At 50.3% G+C, this 19,837-nt stretch carries 21 protein-coding genes; 2 read left to right on the top strand and 19 right to left on the bottom strand.

What is annotated here, in order from left to right:
- Nucleotides 1-80: 80 nt before the first annotated feature.
- Complete coding sequence (locus CWC22_RS05825) at nucleotides 81-3,272, bottom strand: hybrid sensor histidine kinase/response regulator (RefSeq protein WP_138539409.1); 3,192 nt, start codon at nucleotides 3,270-3,272, stop codon at nucleotides 81-83.
- Nucleotides 3,269-4,213, bottom strand: a complete 945-nt coding sequence (locus CWC22_RS05820) for an ABC transporter substrate-binding protein (RefSeq protein WP_138539410.1) — start codon at nucleotides 4,211-4,213, stop codon at nucleotides 3,269-3,271. The genes CWC22_RS05825 and CWC22_RS05820 overlap by 4 nt, the downstream gene beginning before the upstream one ends.
- A 140-nt stretch (nucleotides 4,214-4,353) precedes the next feature.
- On the opposite strand from CWC22_RS05820, the gene CWC22_RS05815 reads away from it, so the two are divergent.
- Nucleotides 4,354-5,445 (top strand): response regulator transcription factor, encoded by a 1,092-nt coding sequence (locus CWC22_RS05815; protein WP_138539411.1) that lies wholly within the window; start codon nucleotides 4,354-4,356, stop codon nucleotides 5,443-5,445.
- Nucleotides 5,446-5,562: 117 nt separating this feature from the next.
- Nucleotides 5,563-5,913, top strand: a complete 351-nt coding sequence (locus CWC22_RS05810) for a hypothetical protein (protein ID WP_125562324.1) — start codon at nucleotides 5,563-5,565, stop codon at nucleotides 5,911-5,913.
- 151 nt (nucleotides 5,914-6,064) lie between these two features.
- Here CWC22_RS05810 and CWC22_RS05805 read toward each other — a convergent pair whose 3' ends face one another.
- The 17 genes from CWC22_RS05805 to CWC22_RS05730 form a co-directional block, all read right to left on the bottom strand.
- Complete coding sequence (locus CWC22_RS05805) at nucleotides 6,065-7,075, bottom strand: phage late control D family protein (protein ID WP_138539412.1); 1,011 nt, start codon at nucleotides 7,073-7,075, stop codon at nucleotides 6,065-6,067.
- A gap of 2 nt (nucleotides 7,076-7,077) precedes the next feature.
- Nucleotides 7,078-7,290, bottom strand: coding sequence for a tail protein X (locus tag CWC22_RS05800; RefSeq protein WP_010385140.1), 213 nt, complete (start codon nucleotides 7,288-7,290; stop codon nucleotides 7,078-7,080).
- 9 nt (nucleotides 7,291-7,299) lie between these two features.
- Nucleotides 7,300-7,755, bottom strand: a complete 456-nt coding sequence (locus CWC22_RS05795; protein WP_125562320.1) for a phage tail protein — start codon at nucleotides 7,753-7,755, stop codon at nucleotides 7,300-7,302.
- A 27-nt stretch (nucleotides 7,756-7,782) separates the two neighbouring features.
- Nucleotides 7,783-11,454, bottom strand: a complete 3,672-nt coding sequence (locus tag CWC22_RS05790; RefSeq protein WP_138539413.1) for a hypothetical protein — start codon at nucleotides 11,452-11,454, stop codon at nucleotides 7,783-7,785.
- A 158-nt stretch (nucleotides 11,455-11,612) separates the two neighbouring features.
- Complete coding sequence (locus tag CWC22_RS24535) at nucleotides 11,613-11,738, bottom strand: hypothetical protein (RefSeq protein WP_268253660.1); 126 nt, start codon at nucleotides 11,736-11,738, stop codon at nucleotides 11,613-11,615.
- Between the two features lie 5 nt (nucleotides 11,739-11,743).
- Nucleotides 11,744-12,001 (bottom strand): phage tail assembly protein, encoded by a 258-nt coding sequence (locus tag CWC22_RS05785; protein WP_010385143.1) that lies wholly within the window; start codon nucleotides 11,999-12,001, stop codon nucleotides 11,744-11,746.
- Nucleotides 12,002-12,103: 102 nt separating this feature from the next.
- Entirely contained in the window at nucleotides 12,104-12,613 is a 510-nt protein-coding gene (locus tag CWC22_RS05780) for a phage major tail tube protein (RefSeq protein ID WP_010385144.1), read from the bottom strand.
- Nucleotides 12,613-13,773, bottom strand: a complete 1,161-nt coding sequence (locus CWC22_RS05775; protein WP_125562316.1) for a phage tail sheath C-terminal domain-containing protein — start codon at nucleotides 13,771-13,773, stop codon at nucleotides 12,613-12,615. The genes CWC22_RS05780 and CWC22_RS05775 overlap by 1 nt, the downstream gene beginning before the upstream one ends.
- Before the next feature lie 114 nt (nucleotides 13,774-13,887).
- Complete coding sequence (locus CWC22_RS05770; protein ID WP_125562314.1) at nucleotides 13,888-14,223, bottom strand: GPW/gp25 family protein; 336 nt, start codon at nucleotides 14,221-14,223, stop codon at nucleotides 13,888-13,890.
- Nucleotides 14,220-14,537 carry a PAAR domain-containing protein gene (locus CWC22_RS05765; protein WP_125562313.1) on the bottom strand — a complete coding sequence of 106 codons (318 nt, stop codon included), beginning with the start codon at nucleotides 14,535-14,537 and terminating at the stop codon, nucleotides 14,220-14,222. Before CWC22_RS05765 ends, CWC22_RS05770 begins: the two co-directional genes overlap by 4 nt.
- A gap of 2 nt (nucleotides 14,538-14,539) precedes the next feature.
- On the bottom strand, nucleotides 14,540-15,283 hold the full coding sequence (locus CWC22_RS05760) for a phage baseplate assembly protein V (protein WP_138539414.1): 744 nt from the start codon (nucleotides 15,281-15,283) through the stop codon (nucleotides 14,540-14,542).
- Nucleotides 15,280-15,861, bottom strand: a complete 582-nt coding sequence (locus CWC22_RS05755) for a hypothetical protein (protein ID WP_138539415.1) — start codon at nucleotides 15,859-15,861, stop codon at nucleotides 15,280-15,282. The genes CWC22_RS05760 and CWC22_RS05755 overlap by 4 nt, the downstream gene beginning before the upstream one ends.
- Nucleotides 15,862-15,938: 77 nt before the next feature.
- On the bottom strand, nucleotides 15,939-16,184 hold the full coding sequence (locus CWC22_RS05750) for a phage tail assembly chaperone (RefSeq protein ID WP_138539416.1): 246 nt from the start codon (nucleotides 16,182-16,184) through the stop codon (nucleotides 15,939-15,941).
- A 2-nt stretch (nucleotides 16,185-16,186) separates the two neighbouring features.
- Nucleotides 16,187-17,020, bottom strand: coding sequence for a hypothetical protein (locus CWC22_RS05745; protein ID WP_138539417.1), 834 nt, complete (start codon nucleotides 17,018-17,020; stop codon nucleotides 16,187-16,189).
- Nucleotides 17,021-17,053: 33 nt separating this feature from the next.
- The gene (locus CWC22_RS05740) at nucleotides 17,054-17,611 is read right to left on the bottom strand and encodes a phage tail protein (protein ID WP_138539418.1); all 558 of its coding nucleotides are present in this window, start codon (nucleotides 17,609-17,611) and stop codon (nucleotides 17,054-17,056) included.
- Nucleotides 17,611-18,738, bottom strand: coding sequence for a phage tail protein I (locus CWC22_RS05735; protein WP_138539419.1), 1,128 nt, complete (start codon nucleotides 18,736-18,738; stop codon nucleotides 17,611-17,613). The genes CWC22_RS05740 and CWC22_RS05735 overlap by 1 nt, the downstream gene beginning before the upstream one ends.
- Nucleotides 18,731-19,612: a baseplate assembly protein gene (locus CWC22_RS05730; protein ID WP_138539420.1), complete on the bottom strand. Its 882-nt coding sequence runs from the start codon at nucleotides 19,610-19,612 to the stop codon at nucleotides 18,731-18,733. Before CWC22_RS05730 ends, CWC22_RS05735 begins: the two co-directional genes overlap by 8 nt.
- Nucleotides 19,613-19,837 lie beyond the last annotated feature (225 nt).

Here is a 19,837-nt window from a genome sequence, read left to right as displayed (position 1 = left end):
GCGATCCACTTTCCAGCGACATTATGAAGCAATGGGAATAAATTTCAACTTCTAGATGTTTAGCCGTCTAAAATTAAAATTCACACATCAGGCTCTGCCAATGCGGCTTTTAGCATCTGGCAAGAACGTGCCAAAACGGCATCCAGCGCCTCAAGCAAACTCGCCTGCTGCGATGTTTGTTGCGTAATTGACTGCTCCAGCTGCGCCGCAAGCTCAGCACAGCGCAACAACCCAAGGTATCCAGCTTGTCCTTTCAATGTGTGTGCCATTCTGGCAGCCGCTTCAATATCTTTCTCCTGCAAGCTTTGTTCAAGGCGCGTGCAAAACGTGCTTTGTGCCACAATAAACTTATCGGACATTTTACGATAAAAGTCTCTGTTGCCATTAACATGCTTAAGACCCTGCGCCATATCAAGCAAATCACTCTCTGCACTTTCATGTGATGCCATCGGCTCGGTTACGATCGAGTAAGGCTTCACAGGCTCCATAACAACGAGCCCCTCAGGCATACTTAGCTGGGATTGACGACACAGCCATTGGTAAATCTTTTGATAAGCCAGCTCAACATTAATTGGTTTGGCGATGTGATCGTCCATGCCACACGCTTTTATCTCTTGCAAATCATGGTGCATCACATTCGCCGTCAGGGCAATAATTGGCACCTGGCGATAAGTCGGTATTTTTCTAATCTCCCGGGTCGCGGTGTATCCATCCATCACGGGCATCTGACAGTCCATTAGAATCAAATCAACATCCGCTTCACGTACCCGCTCCAGCGCTTCCTCTCCGTGTTCCGCCGTGAACACCTGCATACCCACATCAGTTAGTATCTCCTGTGCGATTTCCCGATTAATATCATTATCTTCCACCAATAACACAGTTGCCCTTTCAAGTACTGCTGATACTGCCCCAGGCTCAATTTTGGCACCGATTTGTACGCCCGGTTCTGTTGCAGTCTCACCAACTGGAAATGTAATCTCGACAAAGAAACGTGCACCTTCTCCTTCGCTACTCTCACACCAAACCCTGCCCCCCATGAGTTTCACCAGGTTTTTACTGATCGCCAGACCCAGGCCAGTCCCTCCATATTGTCGGGTGGTAGAAGCGTCAGCCTGAGTAAACGGGGCAAACAAAGTTTGCAGCTGACTCGGTGAAATACCGATGCCGGTATCAGACACGCAGAATAGTATCTGAGCATTGGATTTTGTCGACGCTTTTGCAGTCAATTGCAGGGTGATACGGCCAAAATGGGGGGTGAATTTGATTGCGTTACTGAGCAAATTTAGCAATACCTGACTGAGCCTGAGCGCATCCCCCATAAGGACTTCAGGCAGTTGAGGGTCTTGCTTTACCTCAAAGCTCAGTTGTTTCTCGTCAACCCGGGCCGCAATCAAACCACAGACATGCTCAATCAAAGTCTGCAAACCAAACGGAACAGACTCCACACTCAGTTTACCTGCCTCTATCTTAGAAATGTCCAAAATGTCATTCAGAAGTACCAGCAGGTTATCTGCTGCATAACGTATCTTTTTCAGATAGTTATGCATTTTGGGAGGCGCATCCATTTTGAGTGCCAGATGCGTTAATCCAGTTATCGCATGCATAGGGGTGCGAATTTCATGAGACATGTTGGCGAGAAACTCCGACTTCGCACGGGTCGCACTTTGAGCGGCCTGCATCGCTTCCAGGAGCCTTTGCTCTGCCTCTTTACGTTCCGTAATATCACGTATAATGGCAGTGAAATAATTAGCCTCTCCCACCTTAGTTTCGGCAACAGCCAGGTCGATGGGAAAGCACCGGCCACTTTTATTGCGTGCTGTCACTTCACGCTTATTATCGATGACTTTTTTTACGCCGGTATCAAAGTAATTTTGCATATACTGATCATGGCTACTTCGATAGGGCTCAGGCATCAACATTCGCAGATTTTTACCCAATACTTCATCAGGCGCATAGCCAAACATCTCCACCGCCGCCGGGCTAAACTCCTGTACTTCTCCTTGCATATTAATCACTATAATGGCATCCGCAGCTGTATCTATGATGGCCCGCGTCATCGCCTGATTTTCTATCAGCGACAGCTCTTTGTGCATCTGCTCCGATATGTCCTGAACAATACCGACCATTTTGTAGTGTCCGGTATTACTGTCTTCACATCGCTCAGCGACGAGTCGAATGAAACGGCATGCGTCGTCGCTTTGCAGCTCATAATTAAAGTCATGGTGCTGTTGCTGCTTATCAAAAATAGCCTGTAACGCAGGCTCAGATACAACATCTGTGTGGCCAAACAATGTACTTAACGTCACAGGCTGTGCGGGTGACGCTCCAATGATATCGTAGGCCTCTTGAGATAAATGTACCAAACCACTTTCCAATTCGAGCTCCCAGCGACCGAGACGAGCCATTTTTTGTGCCTGCTCATAATTCAGGTTGGCACTTTGCAATTCCGCAGTGCGTAACTTGACTCTGGATTCAAGCTCGCACTTATTTTTGTCCAATTGTGCAATGTGCTCACTAATAGCACTGGAAGCCCAGTTAAATGTCTCTGTCAGCGTTGCAATTTCTTTAAACCCATAACGTACGCTCTGATGTGTATAAGTGCCATCTGCAAGTAAAGTCGCCTGTCTGGCCAGCTCCCCCAATGGCGCAATAACGCCTTTCCTTAACAGTACCATCACCATTAAGATCAACCCACCACAGCCTGCCCACATCAACGCCAGATTCAGGCGAATATTGCGCCACAGCATTTGCTCACTCAATGCCAGATTATAATCTAAGTAAATCAACCCACGACGGGTAGAACGAATCTCAGTGTCAGAGGGCAAGGCAAAGCTTTGCAACGCTTCAAGTGTGTTATGGTCCGCCGAGAACACCATTGACGGCATGTTGTTAGTCAGCGCGATTTTAAACGCCTGACCGGTGTGGTGACTGGCCACGTCTTGTAACGATTTGCCTATATCAGCAAACTGGTTGCTGAATAATATTTTCCCCGCCTCATCAGCTACCGCAATGTTTGCAACTTCCGGAACCGTGCCGATAATAGATAAATCATGCCGAATTTCCTCAGCTTTATTCGAACTCAGGTTCACTTCGACATGACGTTTCAATGTCAGTAGCAGGTAATTAGCATGTGATTTGTGGCTTGATTGAGCTGCATCCCGACTCCCCGTATAAATAACCATAGTGCTCAGGCTCAGTACTGCGAAGCAAAGCACTAATATCCCCACAGGTACCCAAAATGCCAGGGACGTTGGCACACCCGGGCGTCTCATTGAGTCACAAACCTCGCGTCAACCAAATCATCGACATCGTTAATTTGTGCAATCATATTATGCTCGAGTAAAACAGCTAGCAGCTGGTCAGCAGTAACTTGCAAGGGAGGGAGTGTGCCTGTACCCACCAACAAGTCACGATTGGTAGGCATATCGGCCAATGCTATCCCATCAAGTGCTGCCAATAGTTCATTGGGCTGTAATCCAAGTCTGGGAGACATCAATTGCGCAGCTGTTTCAGGATTACCTTTTATAAAAGCGAGGGCTGAAAACTGAGCAGAAATAAGTGTTTGTAGGGCATCAAAATGATGAGAGAGCTGTGCGGTCCGAACCACCAACACATCAACAATTTTGCCCGGAATTTGCGCACTATCAAAAATAATATGATGCGCCTGATTGACCAACTGAGTTGTGACCGGCTCAAACGTCACGACGGCATCGACCTCATGTGACTGAAAGGCCCGAAGGTGCTGGTTCACAGGTAAGTGCACCGCTTCAATGTCAGCCATCGTCAAATGCGCAGCATCCAGTGTTTCATGCAGCATCAGCGCACCTACGGCCGTTTGCTCGTAAGCGATACGCTTTCCTTTGAGTTGTGCTAATTCAGCAATCGGTGCTCTGGCAACGACCGCATCAGCCCCATTTGAGACATCCATAATCAATACGATTTTGAGCGCAATACCCTCAGACACCAGAAGCAGTGCTTCATCCAGCGTCAGTGCAGCTACTTCAATACGGCCATGCCGAAACGCATCCATGGTGTCAGTGGCAGACAGTAACTCTACCAACTCAATGTTATCTGCCAGCAGGCCCTTTTGCTTGGCCAAATAGAGGGTCTCATAGCCCGGCCACAAATTGAACCCTACCCTAAGCTGGGTACGCGGCGCATCAGAACACCCGACAATCAGTGCAAATGTGAGTACTAACAACAAAAATTTCACTTCGTGCCCCGTCCATTAGGTCATTGGTAAAGTTTCTTTTTGTATTCTAGTCTTGATTTGAGAACTTGGGGGCTGACGAGAGAAATAGCAGTGTAATTAAGCTGTCAGCCAGCGCGAAGTAAACTAAACAGGTGAACTGAATGGAGACCATACTGATCGTTGATGATGACGAGTTTGTTGTTGAATACCACACACATATGCTGTCATCACACTATCATACAGAGGTTGCAAAGGACGGCGAAACCGCACTTAAACTGGTCGATTCATGTCCGCCTGATCTGATTTTAATGGACATTCAGATGCCCCGTATGAACGGCTATGAGGCTGCCTATAAAATCAGGCTTGCTGGTCACACTATGCCCATTTTGTTTTTTTCTAATCTGAATTCATTGGAAGAGCGCTTAAAGGCCTATGATGCGGGCGGTAACGACTTTATTGCCAAACCAGTAGATGAGCAGGAGCTACTCAAGAAAATCTCTGTGCTGCTCAAAGCACACAAAGCCCATCCGGGCAATGCAGAGGAAGTCGCGGTTAAAGCACTGTCGGATTTATCGTCGCTCGGTTATGTGATGGGGTTTTATCGGGATAGTTTTCAATGTGGTGATTTGCCTCATCTCGCTCAGGCCGTTTTCAAGCTCACCCGAGGGTTTGGCCTGAAGTGCTCGTTGATTATTCGCGATCAAAAAAACAACCCCTGCTTTTTTGACGACGGGATAACCAAGAATATCGATGCAGCATTGTTGGAATCATTGCAAGGCGCTGGCAGGATCATGGCCTTTGGCAAGCACAGGGCGGCATTTAACTGGCGTCATGCCTCTTTACTGGTTAAAAACATGCCAGTGCATGCCGACAAAGTGGGCACTATGCGGGATTATCTCGCTTACGTAATGGATGGTGTGGAGCAATGCGTCAACAAGGTGTTATTGGAGCAGCAGTTGCGCCAGACCATTATCCAATTTAAGGCGCAAAATACAGACATTAAAACGGGCATTGTCACGCTGATTGACGATCTTGAAGTGCAGCTCGATACCTTATTTTCCAGCATGAGTATCGACAATGAGTTGTCAGAGGAAGCCGAGCAACAGCTCATTACCCTTATACAAGCTGCTCGATCCTCTGCGGGCACCAAATTAGAGTCCGGTAAAGAGATTGAGCAACAACTGGCAAGCCTCATCGATATCCTAAATGAGCAACCTACCGGTACAAACACCACTGACATCGAGTTGTTTTAACCCCTCTGACTGTCACCTCAAACGCGTTAACCTAATTATCAAAAACAAAAGCCTAGTTTCATTTACCTTTTATATATACAATATTGGATAACTCAATAATAAGCATAAGGAAACAAAGTGAAAAAACTCATTTTAGGCTGCGCAATGTTAATCGCAGGGCAGGCACAGGCGGCCTGGTTGACTGCTGGTGGAAGCATAGATACGATTGTGGTTTACGCAAATACCAATACCATTTTGGTCACGCTACAAGCTGGTACAAGCAACTTAAATAACAAATGCACAACTAAATCCCCTACGCTGGCTATCAGCTCCGGGTTGACCGAAGAAAGACGTAACCGCATGTACTCTATGCTGCTGGCCAAAAAAGCGAGCGGCCAGGCAGTGAGTCTAACTTATGACTCTACAGCGGCATGTGAACCTTGGGATTCAAACAGCTCAGCTTATTCACGCATCCTTCGTATGTATTAAGTGATATGCAAATTGCTCAGATAGCCCGATAAATACGTTGTCTTTGTCGAGCCAGATGGCAGGACATCATTTGGCGCATAACAGCGCCAAATGATGTATTGAAAGGAAAAAGGAAAGGACTTATTCACATCAGGCAGATGCAAAGGCGGGATTAACTGGGTTGCTCAGCTGTAACTTGAGTCATAAAGCCCTGTGACGTCAGCTGATGTGTGACTTCTTTGATAAACCATTCACCTTCAAGATGATCGACCGTTTTATCAACCGAAATTAATGCCCCGGCAACTATGTCTGGGTTGCCTGGTACCGTCAGCTTTACGGCGCCATGAGCACGTTGAAGGCGTGTCAGTTGACTATGTGCTGCCGCCTGGGCGCTGGCTTCATCCGGATACAGGTAAGGTAATGTGATCACAGGTGCCCCACCCCCTGCCTGAACTGCGATCCGCAGTGCCTGCTCCGGATCATGATAGCAGCTCTGAACCGCCCCCACTAAATGACAATGATTGCTGACCCGGGACCAGTGGATGATGTGGTTTTTCCCCAAAGTCGCTGATGTCACGGTTTGTCCGGACAAAGACCGTCCAGTCCCTTTGGCAACGAAAAGCAGTTTATCTGCAGCCACTTTCATTACTGCGTCATAACGCAGGGCAAGGCGAGTAAGCAACTGCATGTCACTTTCACTTTGCTCCAAATGAGGCAAACTAATACTCTGCAACGTGTCATCCACACCACTTTGCAAGCCATACTCTGACGCTATTTGCTCCACCAGCTCGCCCAGAGTGACCGGTGTATCATTACCCTGCTCAGGCCAGGAGCGATACCTTGGCGACTTAAAGTCGGCATCCCACATGATGCTGTTGCCATATAAGGTGAGTGCCCGCGCAGGACCGCTGAGTTCGTAAGCGCCCACATCAAACTTTCCTACCGGCGTCAGTGCGACATGGTTGTCAGGCGTGCCATCTTTATAGCCCAATGCGATTTCAAGTATGTTACCGGGCTCGGGCAGTTGAATTGGTAACTCCTCCAGGTTGTCGAAGCGCACGACACATACATCACTGAGCAGCCCGGTTCGCTGTGTGACACTAACTTCAACAATCCGATCTTTAAGGCTTTGAGTGACTTCATTGCCGTTTGCTTTGATAGAAAAATAGGGTTGTTGCTTCATAGTTAATCCCAAATATTAATCACATGCTTGGTCTTAGGCTTGGGTAACTCTGGCAGGAAAATTTCGATGCCAGCCGGGTAGATAGCACCTAGCCCGGCTAGCCCGGTGTTTGCACCGAGCACCTTTTCCACGGTTCCTGAGCTCTGCCCGTAATGTCGGTAACAGATCAAATCCAGACAATCGCCGTCGCGTGTTACATAATTGACCCCTTTCATAACGTCTCCTTATTCGGGTTCCTTCAATGCTGCCTGATAACGACTTAATCGCATTGAAAACTGGATCTCTCTGGGAATACCATCGTTAAAGAACAAGGTTCGAGTCTCACTGATACTACTGATCACCCATTTGCCCAGTACGCGACCAACACTGGGGTTGGTCTTGCCACTCTCTTCTACATAACCCAGAGTCAGAGGCTGCCCTTTGGCCGCCTCTTCACGCATGTAATCAAGCTGTTTTAGCCCGTTTTCGACAATTTGCGGAAAGATGGTGCCTTCCAGATCCAGCGTTTGCTCGCCAACCCCAATAAACTGCATCAAGGGGCTGTTTTTATTAGTTGGAGCATCAAGTGATTTCCAGCGATATTGCGTGTCGTATTTCAATTTATTGAATGCCGCTGTACTGACTGAAAACTTATAGTTGCCCAGCTGCATCATGTGTCTGGCATGATTGGTATTGCTCATTGTTCACCTGAATTATGAAATGTGGGCTCAAGCCACCTGATTAAAATAACGCGCATTCAAGTCCCGAATGGCCTGTTGTTGTTGCTGTTCAAGGATCTGCTTAACCTGAATAGCGATGTCCTGAGCCTGCTCACCACCGCGTGCGTTGACTGTGATATTGGCGTTGACCGTTACCTGCGCCGCCTGGTGAGCTTTGACACCATTTTCAGACCCAGGCGTTGTGTGCGGTGTTGCAGGACCTTGTGAACCTGACAGAGCCTCTGGCGTGTTTACCAGATTAGCCTTATCTGCTGCCCCTTCACCGGACTCATCCGCGTTCTCTTCGCTAAACCAACTACCGATTTGCGTGCCGACTACCGCATTAGTGATAAACCCAGCCAGTGGCGCAGCCATCTTCAACCAGGGATTACGGCTTTTCTCCATCAAACCACTCACCGCTTTCGCGGAAAACATACCTCCGAGCGTGCCGCCAATCACCTGTGCTTTTTGCGAGCCACTCAAAGTATCATCATTGGCAGCCTGCCAGACGGTGTGATAGTTCAGCGCATCGCCGACAAAGTTGCCAACTCTGGCCACTGTATGCGCACGGCTTTTGTTATTCCCGCTGAGTTCAGCAAACGCAGACGCCGTGCCCGCGGCTAGATTAAACGGATTGATAAACTGGTTTTTGATAAAGCCTTCGGCAACATTCAGCAAACTACTTCCATCGCCACCTGGAGACACAGTGCCGGACTTGCCAGCCTCCTGCGCTGCAAGATGGGGTGTCCCAACAGTGCTGTTGATTTCTGGTGTTGTCTGGGGTTTGACAGGTTCATCATCAGCAAACCAGCCTCCCAGCTTTTCGCCCAGCCAGCCACCAACAGACTCACCGCCCATCGCACCCAATGCGCCGCCGACCAGGCCACCTATGGCAGTGCCAATACCTGGGATCACGGAGCCAATCGCAGCCCCAGCGGCTGCGCCAGCCCAGGCACCACCGGCCCCCCCTACTGCACTGCCAACCTGTTGCGTTTTTTGCTCTGCACTCAGGCTGTCATCCGACAACGTAGTTGCAACGTCCACGGCGCCCATCACCGCACTCAAAGGGGCAGCCAGTTTACCGAGCATTTTGGCCCCGGGCAGACGACTGAATAATCCGCCTTTTTTCCCTGCGAACTGCCCCAGTTTGCCGGCCTTTGCGTCATTTGCCGCAGCCTGAACCGGTATCGATTTAGATGTCGCGTTAGGGAGCTGCCTGCCAGCATCGAGCGAGCGAATAGCGTTGCCCTGTGCTGCGGGCTTGCGTTTATGCTGACTGGCTGCATTTTTCTCCGGTTCGGAGTCTGTCTGGCCCTTGCGTTGCCCTTTGTTACGCCCTCGCTTACCACCAGGTTTGCCCTTTGACTTGCCCTTGTTTTTGCGCTTACGTGGCTGTTTTTTCTCTTCTTCAGGCTCATCCTCTAAATGCCCGTCGAGTTCATCAAAGACACTGGCCCCCTCTGCGTCGCCATCGTTATCGCCAAATAAACCCGAGCCACTTAAAAACTCAGATGCGGCATCACCCAAAGAGGATAAATCGCCGCTCATCAGTCCTTTAAAGTCCAGCTTGCTGAGCGCTCCTTGATGTTGCGCCAACAAAGATGCTGCGCCGTCCATACCAAACGCATTCAGCAGATCCGGTGCTGCCAAGACCAGCGAAGACAGGTCGCCATCCAGCACGCCTTTCACATCCAGTTTCTGGAACACCCCGGCATGCTGTTGCAGCAATGAAGCCGCATCATCCATACCAAAAGCACTCAGCAGCTGAGGGCCGGCTTCGGTCAGAGACGACAAATCGCCGCTCAAAAGCCCGTCCACATCGAATTTTTGTAGTGCTGGTAAAGCCGACTCAAGTAAGGCGCCGGCATCTCCCAAGTCCAGTGCTTTGAGCAGATCCGGCGCGGCATTCATCAAGCTGGAGACATCGCCCTGCACAATGCTTTTTAAATCAAGCTGAGCCAAACCTGGAATTGCAGTTTGCAACTTGTCTGCGGCATCATCCAACTCAAAGGCGCGTAATACCTCAGGCGCAGCGTCCAGCAAACTGCTCAGGTCGCCTTCCATAATCGCCGACGCATTGAGTTTGTTAAGCACCGGCATGGCCTTTTGCATCGCAGCCGACGCCCCTGGCATGTCCAGTGCTTCAAACACAGCCGGAGCAACCTCACCCAGTGAAGCCAGATCGCCACGCATGACTCCCTGAATATCCAGTTTTTGCACTATGCCAGCATGTTGTTGTAACACAGCCGCAGCATCTTCCATGCCCAGCGCATTTAGCAACTCAGGTCCGGCTTCGGCCAGTGAAGTCAGATCACCACTAAGCAACCCATCAACATCAAACTTTTGCAAAGCTGGCAGCGCCGCGGCCATAGCTGTGCCAGCGTCACCCAGCTCCAGCGCGTTTAGTAACTGGGGAGCAACCTTCATCAGACTGGAAACATCGCCCTGAGCAATGCCTTTGAGGTCAAGTTGTGTCAGGCTTGGAATAGCTGCCTGCAATTTGTCTGCGGCCCCTTCCAGCTCAAACGCGCGCAGTACCTCTGGCGCGGCATCCAGTAAACTGCTGAGATCGCCTTCAATGATTGCAGGCGCATTGAGTTTACTAAGCACAGGCAGGGCTTTTTCCATCGCCATAGAAGCGCCAGGCATGTTCAGTGCCTGAAATAGCTGTGGAGCAGCCTGGATCAGTGAGTCCAGCTCTCCCGAAGCCAGCGCTGGCATATCCAGTTGCTGAAGTGCCGGTAACGCTTGTGCGACACCGGCCGACAGGCCGTCCAGACCCAACGCACTAAGCATCTGAGGGACCTGCGATGCTAACGCTTGTACGTCACCGCGCAGCACACCTGACAAATCTAACTGTGCCAATGCAGGCAATTCTGCTGCCAAGGCCTGCTGCAGCTGAGGCAAATCCACTGCCTCAATCAGCGCTGGCAATGCTGTCTTCAGACCATCCAGGTCGCCTTCAAGCAACGCTTTAAGATCCTGACTTTGAAGTGCAGGTAATGCGGACTGAAACGCGGCGACTGTCGGACTCAGGTCTAAAGAGCGGCTCACCTGGGGCATCAAACTGCTCAGACGGCTCAAATCAGCGTTCACTGCCTGAGACAGTGCAGTCACACTGGACACATCCGATGCCTGCTCAGGGGCAGCAACCTCACCACCTGCGCTATGCGAGCCACCCAATTCAACCGGATCCTGACTTTGTTCAGACGCACTCGCCGCAACAAAGCCAGGTGCCGTAACTGTTGAAATCTGGCTTACTCCGCCAGGCTGAGGTACATACTCATTCTGAGTTGTAAGGCGAGCAATCACAGCGCCAAGGTTATCTATAGACGCCAGCAAAGCGTCTGACACCTCAGCAGAAGCCGGGTTGTCAACACTCAGGTTAACCGTTCCTTCGGCTGGCGCAGGCTGACCCGACGACCCCTGTTGTGCCAGCGCAGATTGCAGGCGTTTTTGCAAATCGCTGCTTTGAGGCGCGAGTAATGCCAGCGCCTGAAGCTGCGCCAGTAATTGTCCCACAGAGGCTGCACTGGCATCACTTTGTACTTGCAAAGCGTGCAGCGTCCGACCCAGTTTCGCCAGTCGCTGGTCCACGCCATTGCTCTGCGCCAGGCGATGTTTAACTTTATTTTTGGCTCCGCCAGGAGCACGAAGATGTTCGACAGTTCCTTGTTTCATAGATTTACCTGAAAGAGTTAAGAGGTGATACCAGGGAGTGAAGGGAGATGTTGTGTGGCATTGCTCAGCAGCCTTAAAAAAGCCACTGAGCAATGCCCGAATATTGAGTGCCAAACATGCGCAAAGGCGCATGCCTGCAAATGTTGACCCGCAACGGATCAGGACACAGCGGTTGCCTCTTTATAGTCAACCGCAGCATTGAACCAGTCGATTAATTCATCTTCGGTCAATGCGTTGAGCTCGGCCAGGCCCCAGCCGGTATACTTGGCTAAGGCGATAACCATGGCTCTTAAGCGCCTGGGCGGGATACGAGAAAAGCCTGTAAGGTTTCTCTGAGCTTCACAAAGTCGCTCCAGTCAAGCTCTTCGATGATATCCGGCGAGACTTCGCACAAATTGGAGAAGTAACGAATTTCACTTTCCGATTCGCTGATATCTGCCTTATCCACCATTAACCGGTCACGTACTTTTGGTCGTCTCATTGTCAGTTCGGCATACTCATGCCCATCAACCGTAATTGGAAATGCCAGGGTAATGATTTCTTTCATGCTTTTGCTCCTATTATTATTTACTCAGCGCATAGGCGGGTGCCCCTTACCGGTCGCTAAACTGGCAAGGTGTACCCGCTAACATCTAGGCAAGAACGCGAATTAAGCGCCAATCGCTGCGCGTAACAACGCCATCTGATCTGTGCCATTGATTTTGCGTACATCGTTGTACAAATCAATTTCGTAGATCACTTCGTTATTGATCTCCAGCTTGTACTTCTGCACGGTGTATTGCAGCGTCAACTTAGCTTCTTCGCCGTCTTTCCAGTTACCCATGTCCACTTCTTTGAAGAAGCCTTCCAGAGTCACAACCACAGGCTGTGGCGGCTGACCTTGCGCCTGAATCGCACCACGCGCTGTCAAAGGTGTGGTTGCGCCACTCCAGTCGCCCAGCAGCTTCATCATGTCAGCGTTGTATTCAAGTAACGTAATGTTGCCTTCCAGTTTCTCAAGCTGACCTACGTCCAGCTCAATAGGCGCCTGAAAGCCTGATGTGACTTCACGGGTTTTGACTGTGACTTTTGGCAGCTGAATTTCGTCCGCAATGCCCAGGTAGCCTTTGCCATCAACGAACAGTTTGAATTTTTTAAGGATTTTAGGAGACATTGCCATTATACGATTTCCTCTAGGTAGTTGTTTGTCAGAATGCTCTTGAAGGTGATGTGCTCAGCCGGTGTTGGCGGCGTAAAGTCAAAACTGAAGTAAACCTTGCCAGCCTGGAGGTTTTCCGGCGAATTCAGCTCTTCGTCTGCCCAAATCTCACCGCCCAAAATCGCACCTTGCGCCTTCAGACTGTCCAGATAAGACTGCACACTTTGTTTTACGTCTTCGATGTAAGTTTTGGTGATGTTGCGGTCAACCGCCCACATGTGTGCACGCAGCAGTGAATCGTTGATCATATCCGCAGTACGTACGACTGACAGGAAAGTCCATTTCGGGTCACCAGAACAAGTGCGGTTACCCCACAATTTGAAACCATTCTGACGAATAATCGTCGCAACATGGTTTTCATTCAGATGATTTGCGCGAGCTTGTCGGTCACCCAGCTGGAAGTCCACTGGACGAGCAGTGCCTACAATGCCATTCATTGCCGTGTTGCTCGGGCTCCACCAGAAGCCACGGTCGTTATCCGACTTGGCAATCATACCCGCAACTCGGGCACTGGCTGGCTCAACTTTTTCAACACCGTCTTTGAATACGCGGACATGCGGGTCGACCAGGAAGACACGACGTGAGCTCTGATCACCTCGATACTCAATGGCTTTGGCATCTGTGGTATTCGGACCGTCAGCGATGATCACTGCACGCAGTCGCTCTGCCACACCCACCAATTTGCTAACAACAGGGTTCGCACCACCATCGCGCTGATGCGTATAACCCGGTGCAACCAGAATTCGTGGTGCAACGCCCAGTACAGACTCAGCACCCAGGAATGCAAACACCCCTTTGTATTTGCCATCATCCGTTGAACTGTCTGTCATCGCAGCCATCACAGCAGCTTCATCTGCACCTTCAACACGGATCACAACCACAGCGGCACCCGCCTGGTCAAAAATCCCGTTCAGTGCGTCAGGCAGCGTACCCTGGGTTCCGAGCTTTTCAGCCTCACTGCGCTTACCCGCAATCAATACCGGTGTATTGGCAGGAAATGCGTCTGTATCAGCATCAGGTGCAGTACCGATAACACCAATTACCGAGCTTTTTACAGTTTTAATAGGGCGCGTACCAGATTGCGCCTCGATGACTTCTACACCGTGTAGAAATTCAGACATAGATATCTCCTTTAAAGGTATGTCAATTAGCTAATAAAAAAGCCACAGACGTGAGGCAATGAATTGGCCCCACAGTACTGTGGCTTAAGTTGAAATAAATTAAAAAAACAGAAGTTAGATTTGGATCCCTTCGATGGTTACCGGTTCACCATTGATGAGGTATAACCCTTCAATAGCGATTGATAATTTGCCGTCTCCGACCGGGTGCACCGCCACCCCTTCAAGTGAGAACCTGGGCTCCCATTGCTCAAGTGCGTTGGATATAGCAATCGTAATGTCGCCTACCAGAGAATGTGAAAATGGTCGGTCAATTAATTCAAATAAGCCGCAGCCATAATCACGACGCATCACCCGGCTTCCCTTGGGCGTCGTTACTATGTCTTGAATACTTTGCTTTAAATGTTCAACGCCACTGAGTGGCTTGCCCGTCTGGGCATTCATCCCTATCATGCGGCACCTCCTTTGTTGCCCACAATGAATTGCGCAAACCCATCTTCAATCTTTGCGTTACAACTGCTGACATCACCCACTCGGGCAACTGCTTTGCGCCCAATGGTAAAGCCCGGCGCCCCTTTTGTTACCGTCTGCCCCGCATGAGGCGGCAGCTTGCTGTCTTTGCTGTGTAAGTGCACGGACAATACGTCACCAACACACAACACCGCTTCTCCACCGACCTTAAAGGTATTTTGTGCTGCAGCCACCGTGGCCGGGTTGTAATCATCGTGCAAATTGGTTTGGGCTTTATTTAATGAAATGGCTGGCATGGTTACTCCTGCGCTTTGATCATTGCACCATTGAGCAACAGATTGCCCGTCGCCGCGATGGCAATATCCTGCTCCGATGAGCTGATATTGACCTGCTTGCCCGCTAAATTCAGTGTTTCTTCTGCCGTTACATGAATGTTTTTTACTGCACTGACAGAAGCGTCATTGCCCACTGTGAGGTTGGCATCATTAACGACATTGATTGAGGCGTTGTTGCCCACTTCTACCGTGGCATTGAAGCCACACTCAATACGAAGGTCTCTTTCACTGTGTACCGTTATTTTTGCGGTTTCTTCACCATCAGTATCCGGCACATAGAGATGATAAGTGTGATTTTGAGTGTCATATTCAACCAGCGCGCCGTCCTGATAGCGGGTGCGGTGCACATGTTCACGACTGCTTGCCGCTGCATAGCTTTCCCCTTCACCCGCACCTAATACATGGTCTGGCTTATGATGATCTGCGGCCGCACTATATACACTGCCCAAAATCACGCCCTGAGCGGTGTCACCACAAGGCGCAAGGACGATAACCTGCTCGCCGACCTCGGGGGCACGCCAGGTCATGTTGTGTGCCGCCATATCGGTCAGCCAGGGCAGCTTAGCTGTGATCCAGTCACCGATTTTGACCTTCACACGAGCTGCCTCGTAGTCAACTTCATGTACTGTACCAAGCGTGATCAGCTTACTTAAACGATGCTGTAAGTCAGATAAGGCTAATTCTGATTGAGCAGGGTCCGGAATCATAATATCTCCCCTGCGGGCGTTTGGGTGCTGTAGACCAATTTATGCTCATGACCGTGTTGCCCCAAATACACGTCGGTAATTGACACGCCTGGCGATTCGCTCTGCTCAACCTGATAGTAAAATGACCAGTTCAACTGTAACTGAGCTTTCACGCCCTCACTTTGCTGACTAAAGGCAAAGGTCGTTTTATCGGCAATAAAGTGTTGCCAATGGGTGGGCACGTCGTCCGCCATCATTGCGGCTTCGCCTCTACTGAGTACCTCATCCAGCCGCTCCAGCAGCCTGGCTTTATCGCCATCCATCAACTCAATATCAAGCTGCACACTCAGCACCCGCCTGTCCAGCGGGTTTGGGCTGAGGTTTTTGTTGTATGCCGGTCCATAGCTGACACCGATTTCGGTGCCTTTACTTTGCAGCTCGCTGGCCTGTCGTTCCAGTATAGGCGTTAATGTCAGTTGGGCTTGCTGGGTCAGGTCCGGGGCAACCTGGCTCGGGATTAAATAATTTACCTGAGCCACAGCCGCCAGGGACGTCGTCAGACGCTCAAGCACCTGGGTGATTAAGGTAGTTCTTTGCATAGACTTGCTCTTAGATTAAAAAGACTCGAAGACGATCAGTGAGTCAGGGCGGGCGACGTGCCCGAAGTCGGATGGTATTACAGCTCAGGCTTGACCGGCCAGACGACGTCGTTTGGCGAGTCAAATGCTTGCGGTAAATCCCTCAATGCCTGACGATAGTGCTTCAGCTCATCAGGTACCGCACCTTTCGTTTCCTGATATTTAAGTACCAGCCAGTCTGTTGAACGCAGATAGGCATCGCGCATTGCTCTGATTGAGTGCCACTGACTCTCCTCTGCAAGTTGCTGAACTGGCATCTGAGCTTCGTTTTCTATTCTGTCCATGTTTATCGCTCCCATGTTGGTTGGTTATGACTGATGCGCTCTGCACTTGGGCGACCACGCTCCGACGTATACTCAGTACTGACGCCAATAGCTCGGGATGCGCCGCAGTGGTATCTCGGGTCAATTTTAAGGGTTAACCTCGCGATTCCCGAGTCACCCCCCTGACCAATTGCCCTGAAATTCACAGGGACTGAAGACCCTTTCAGGTCCGGACCCAAAGGAATTTCTTTCGCCGGGTTGTCCGGCTCTGAAATAAACAGGCTGAGATGGTTATTGTGAACAATACTTTTTGCTTCCATCACGGCAGAAACACAATCCGAAAATGACGTGCCGGTAAATACCAAGTGTTCAGTGTAACTCGTTGCAAACATCCCCCGGTGGGTCATAATAACTTCGCATTTAAAGTAGTCCCCGCCTGCGCCGAAACCACCGCCATTTTGTGCATCAAATTCAAGTAAGTTGATGTAATAAGGTTCCTGTGGCGCGGCGCAATGCGGAAATTCAGCATCTGGCCCATCTCTGTCTGCGGTATACCCACCATTACCGAGATTAGTCGCAAAGAAGTAACGCTTTATTTTGCCTTGCTTATGAACTTCTAAGCCATTAACCAGTTCAGTATGGCCACTTTTCCAGCTATTAAACTCAGCCTGAGCCTGAGCCATTTCAGTATTGAGCGACGCTTCAGCGTTTGTAATGCGCGCATCAACTTGCGCTAACTTCGCATTCAGTGTCGTTGTGATCTCACCTGCTTTATCGGCCACAGTCTGACACAATGCGTTAGCACGCCCTGCGACCTCTGTTAGCTGCTGCGAGATTGGTTTAGTTTCAGTTGTCATATAGTCTCCTTTGAACTTTGTAAGTCACTTTCATCAGGCATGTTCCAGGGCCGTCAGGCGCCATTCTTGTTCAATCTGGCGATGCATGGTATCGATCTGGGCCAAAGTTAATTCGGCCAGCTCGTTATCGAGGATCAGGTTGAGGTTATCGACACCGAGTTTGACCTCAACACTGTCTGAGGGCAGCTGTGTCAGACTCAAAGTTAGCCACTGCAACACTTTAACGTCCGGCGTGCGATACCCCAGCGTGGTGTTAGGTTTAGAATACACACCCAGTAAAATCAGTTTAGGCTGACCGTTTGCCAGCTTTTCGCCGGAATCCAGAAATACGCCAATTTCACCAATTGCGTACTCCAGGGGCGCCTCGAATTTGGCGGCCACTTTCAGGCTGCTGCTTTCACCGTCGGTGTAGTCCGAATCGGCAATTTCCACCAGCTCTTTTTGAGAGCGCAGCGTAGTTTGATTTTTCGACGGGGTATAGCTTGCGTCCCCAAAGGCCATATGGCTTATCTGCCCTTTAAAACCTCTGGCGCGTGCAGACAATAGGGCATCCAGCCCCGCCTGAGTAAATTGCAAGGTTAATGCTGACATTAAGTCACTCCTTGTAAATGAAAAGATTGAATATTCAGAGCTTGAATCCCTGACAACAGCGCCAACTCACCAGCCACCAGTTCAGGTGTAATACCCAAACTTCCAGCCACAATATCAGCGCGGTTCAATGAATGAAGCAGAGCACAAGATGTGATCCCGCACTCAGTTCGGTCTGGCGTAAGGCCTTCGCCTTGTAAACGCCAGTGCTGGCAATTAAGCATGTGTCCTGCCGCTGAGGTTGCCACCGAGCCCTGTGTCGGATCTGGCGTGATACCCAGGCCCGCCGCTTCATGAACAATCAGATTGAGCGGTGCTTGCACAGTCCCAAAAGGTGCTACAGACTCGCTCAGTGAAATGCCCAGCTGTAAATCGACATGGATGGCACCGCGCTTGACCGCGTTAATCACCCGGCGGACTTTTTTCAACATCTGGGGTGTCAGCAGTCCTTGCTGATAGTCGTCCAAATTCTGATTCACTAATGCCCACACTTTAATCGTACCGGGCGGCATGGCCTCTTCTGAGGGGATGTCCGCTCCTTCGGACTGCCACCATTCCCTGATCTCAGTAGCAATGTTTAAACTGTCGAGTGCTTTTTGCAGCGCATAGGGCGTGCCTTTATATTGGTGAACTGTAAACGCATCGCGGATCACCTGGCGCTTAAGTGCTTCTGACCAGGCTTCGTCCCACTCATCCACAGACATAGACCAAGCCAGCCAGGGCAATAACGGCGTGGGGCAGAGCATCGGATCCCATAATGCACGCAGCAGCAAACGGATATCCTGTAAAATACAAGCATCCTGCACACTGCGACGCAGCGCCTGTTCATCCGGAGCATCATCCAGATTGGGGATGTTAAGTGCCTGGGCAAGTTCAGTGAGCTTAGTCACCGGGCAAAGGGTGCTGTCCCAAACCACAGTGAGCAGCTGATTAATATCTGCACCAAAAAAAGCACTGTTGGTCATCGCATCGAGCTGCCACTGCGTTGCAAGTCGCTGCCGCTCAGCCTGGGTCCTGCTACTGATATCCAGTGTATCAAACAGTAATAATCTTACTTTGCCTGGTTTTTTCATCTGTCGGGCAAGAGCCCGGCTTAGTGCTGATGCGCTACCTGGTAATAACTCATTCATCTTTCACCGCCACAGTCACTTGTGCGTGTTCACACCAAGCCGACTGCACATCCGTGACGGATACATTGCTTGCAGGAGACAGCAAATGAACCTCATCGACGCCCTCGCGATGCAGCGCGGCAAACAATCCGGCCCGGGTCACTTTTTTCCCAAGCGCCTGACGGCTCACCAGATAATCTTGTAATGCGACCTCGGCAGCCTGACGGATTGCGTTAGCAGACGGCCCTGGTAACACCACCAGCTCCGCCTTAACGGTAAAAGGCACAATTTCAGCGGCACGAACGGTGACCCTATCGCCCAGGGGTCTCACTTGTGACCCCCCTTGGTGCTCCCATCCCTGGGCAGCAAAGTGTTTACCTACTTTTTCAAGCAATGCCTGAGACGGCGTGCCATCTCCTTCAGTACCGAGAATGGTCAGGGCAATGTCACAGGGTGCCGGACTGGACACGGTGACATCGCGAATGCGCGTATCAAGTGACAAAGCATGAAAGGTATAAGCCGAGGCACTACCTGCGGTATTCAAGCCATCAAAGGCCAGTTGAATACGCTGACGAAACCGGCTATCTTCCTCTGCGTCGCCTCGCAACAGGTTATAACGCGAGGCGATGGCATCCAGGTCTGCACCAGTGGCCGTTGCCAGCATCACGCCCCGAACCGCATCATTTGCCTGTTGAGTGTGCAAGACTTGCTGATAAGCCAGCGTTTGCAACAAGGCAGTCAACGGGTCACTTTCAAGCGCCAACGCATCGGCATAGTGAGGATGAGCGGTTAAAAAACGCTGTTTGATTTCCTTAAACTCTTGTTCGAAATCCACATCCTGTAGCAGCTCAGGTAAAGGCACCCGGGACAGGTCTGGTGTCGCAAATTGGCTCATCTCATCCTCTGTCTTACAAAATTAAGTTATAAAAAACCCGACTTGGCACTGCATAAGGCAGTACCGCATCGGGTTTATCACGGGAAGTACGATTTGTTCTTTCGTTAGCTTTCTCAAGCTTAGGTGTATCTTACTGATTTTAAGGGAGTAAAAACGGTCAACTTTGACCGGTTTAAACTCGACACAGTAAACCCTCCGGATTCAGACATAAAAAAACCACCGCTC

It is taken from the genome of Pseudoalteromonas rubra, from assembly GCF_005886805.2.
Taxonomy (GTDB): Bacteria; Pseudomonadota; Gammaproteobacteria; order Enterobacterales; family Alteromonadaceae; genus Pseudoalteromonas; species Pseudoalteromonas rubra_D.
The sequence above is the reverse complement of the archived record's forward strand: the minus strand, read 5'-3'. Positions and strand labels throughout refer to the sequence as shown.

Coding starts and splice junctions, on each gene's coding strand:
- CWC22_RS05805 (WP_138539412.1), bottom strand. CDS start 7,075: ATGAAGCAACAACCCTATTTTTCTATCAAAGCAAACGGCAATGAAGTC.
- CWC22_RS05740 (WP_138539418.1), bottom strand. CDS start 17,611: ATGTCAGCATTAACCTTGCAATTTACTCAGGCGGGGCTGGATGCCCTA.
- CWC22_RS05780 (WP_010385144.1), bottom strand. CDS start 12,613: ATGGCAATGTCTCCTAAAATCCTTAAAAAATTCAAACTGTTCGTTGAT.
- CWC22_RS05745 (WP_138539417.1), bottom strand. CDS start 17,020: ATGACAACTGAAACTAAACCAATCTCGCAGCAGCTAACAGAGGTCGCA.
- CWC22_RS05730 (WP_138539420.1), bottom strand. CDS start 19,612: ATGAGCCAATTTGCGACACCAGACCTGTCCCGGGTGCCTTTACCTGAG.
- CWC22_RS05815 (WP_138539411.1), top strand. CDS start 4,354: ATGGAGACCATACTGATCGTTGATGATGACGAGTTTGTTGTTGAATAC.
- CWC22_RS05775 (WP_125562316.1), bottom strand. CDS start 13,773: ATGTCTGAATTTCTACACGGTGTAGAAGTCATCGAGGCGCAATCTGGT.
- CWC22_RS05800 (WP_010385140.1), bottom strand. CDS start 7,290: ATGAAAGGGGTCAATTATGTAACACGCGACGGCGATTGTCTGGATTTG.
- CWC22_RS24535 (WP_268253660.1), bottom strand. CDS start 11,738: ATGGTTATCGCCTTAGCCAAGTATACCGGCTGGGGCCTGGCCGAGCTC.
- CWC22_RS05735 (WP_138539419.1), bottom strand. CDS start 18,738: ATGAATGAGTTATTACCAGGTAGCGCATCAGCACTAAGCCGGGCTCTT.
- CWC22_RS05765 (WP_125562313.1), bottom strand. CDS start 14,537: ATGCCAGCCATTTCATTAAATAAAGCCCAAACCAATTTGCACGATGAT.
- CWC22_RS05760 (WP_138539414.1), bottom strand. CDS start 15,283: ATGATTCCGGACCCTGCTCAATCAGAATTAGCCTTATCTGACTTACAG.
- CWC22_RS05790 (WP_138539413.1), bottom strand. CDS start 11,454: ATGAAACAAGGAACTGTCGAACATCTTCGTGCTCCTGGCGGAGCCAAA.
- CWC22_RS05795 (WP_125562320.1), bottom strand. CDS start 7,755: ATGAGCAATACCAATCATGCCAGACACATGATGCAGCTGGGCAACTAT.
- CWC22_RS05825 (WP_138539409.1), bottom strand. CDS start 3,272: ATGAGACGCCCGGGTGTGCCAACGTCCCTGGCATTTTGGGTACCTGTG.
- CWC22_RS05755 (WP_138539415.1), bottom strand. CDS start 15,861: ATGCAAAGAACTACCTTAATCACCCAGGTGCTTGAGCGTCTGACGACG.
- CWC22_RS05770 (WP_125562314.1), bottom strand. CDS start 14,223: ATGATAGGGATGAATGCCCAGACGGGCAAGCCACTCAGTGGCGTTGAA.
- CWC22_RS05750 (WP_138539416.1), bottom strand. CDS start 16,184: ATGGACAGAATAGAAAACGAAGCTCAGATGCCAGTTCAGCAACTTGCA.
- CWC22_RS05785 (WP_010385143.1), bottom strand. CDS start 12,001: ATGAAAGAAATCATTACCCTGGCATTTCCAATTACGGTTGATGGGCAT.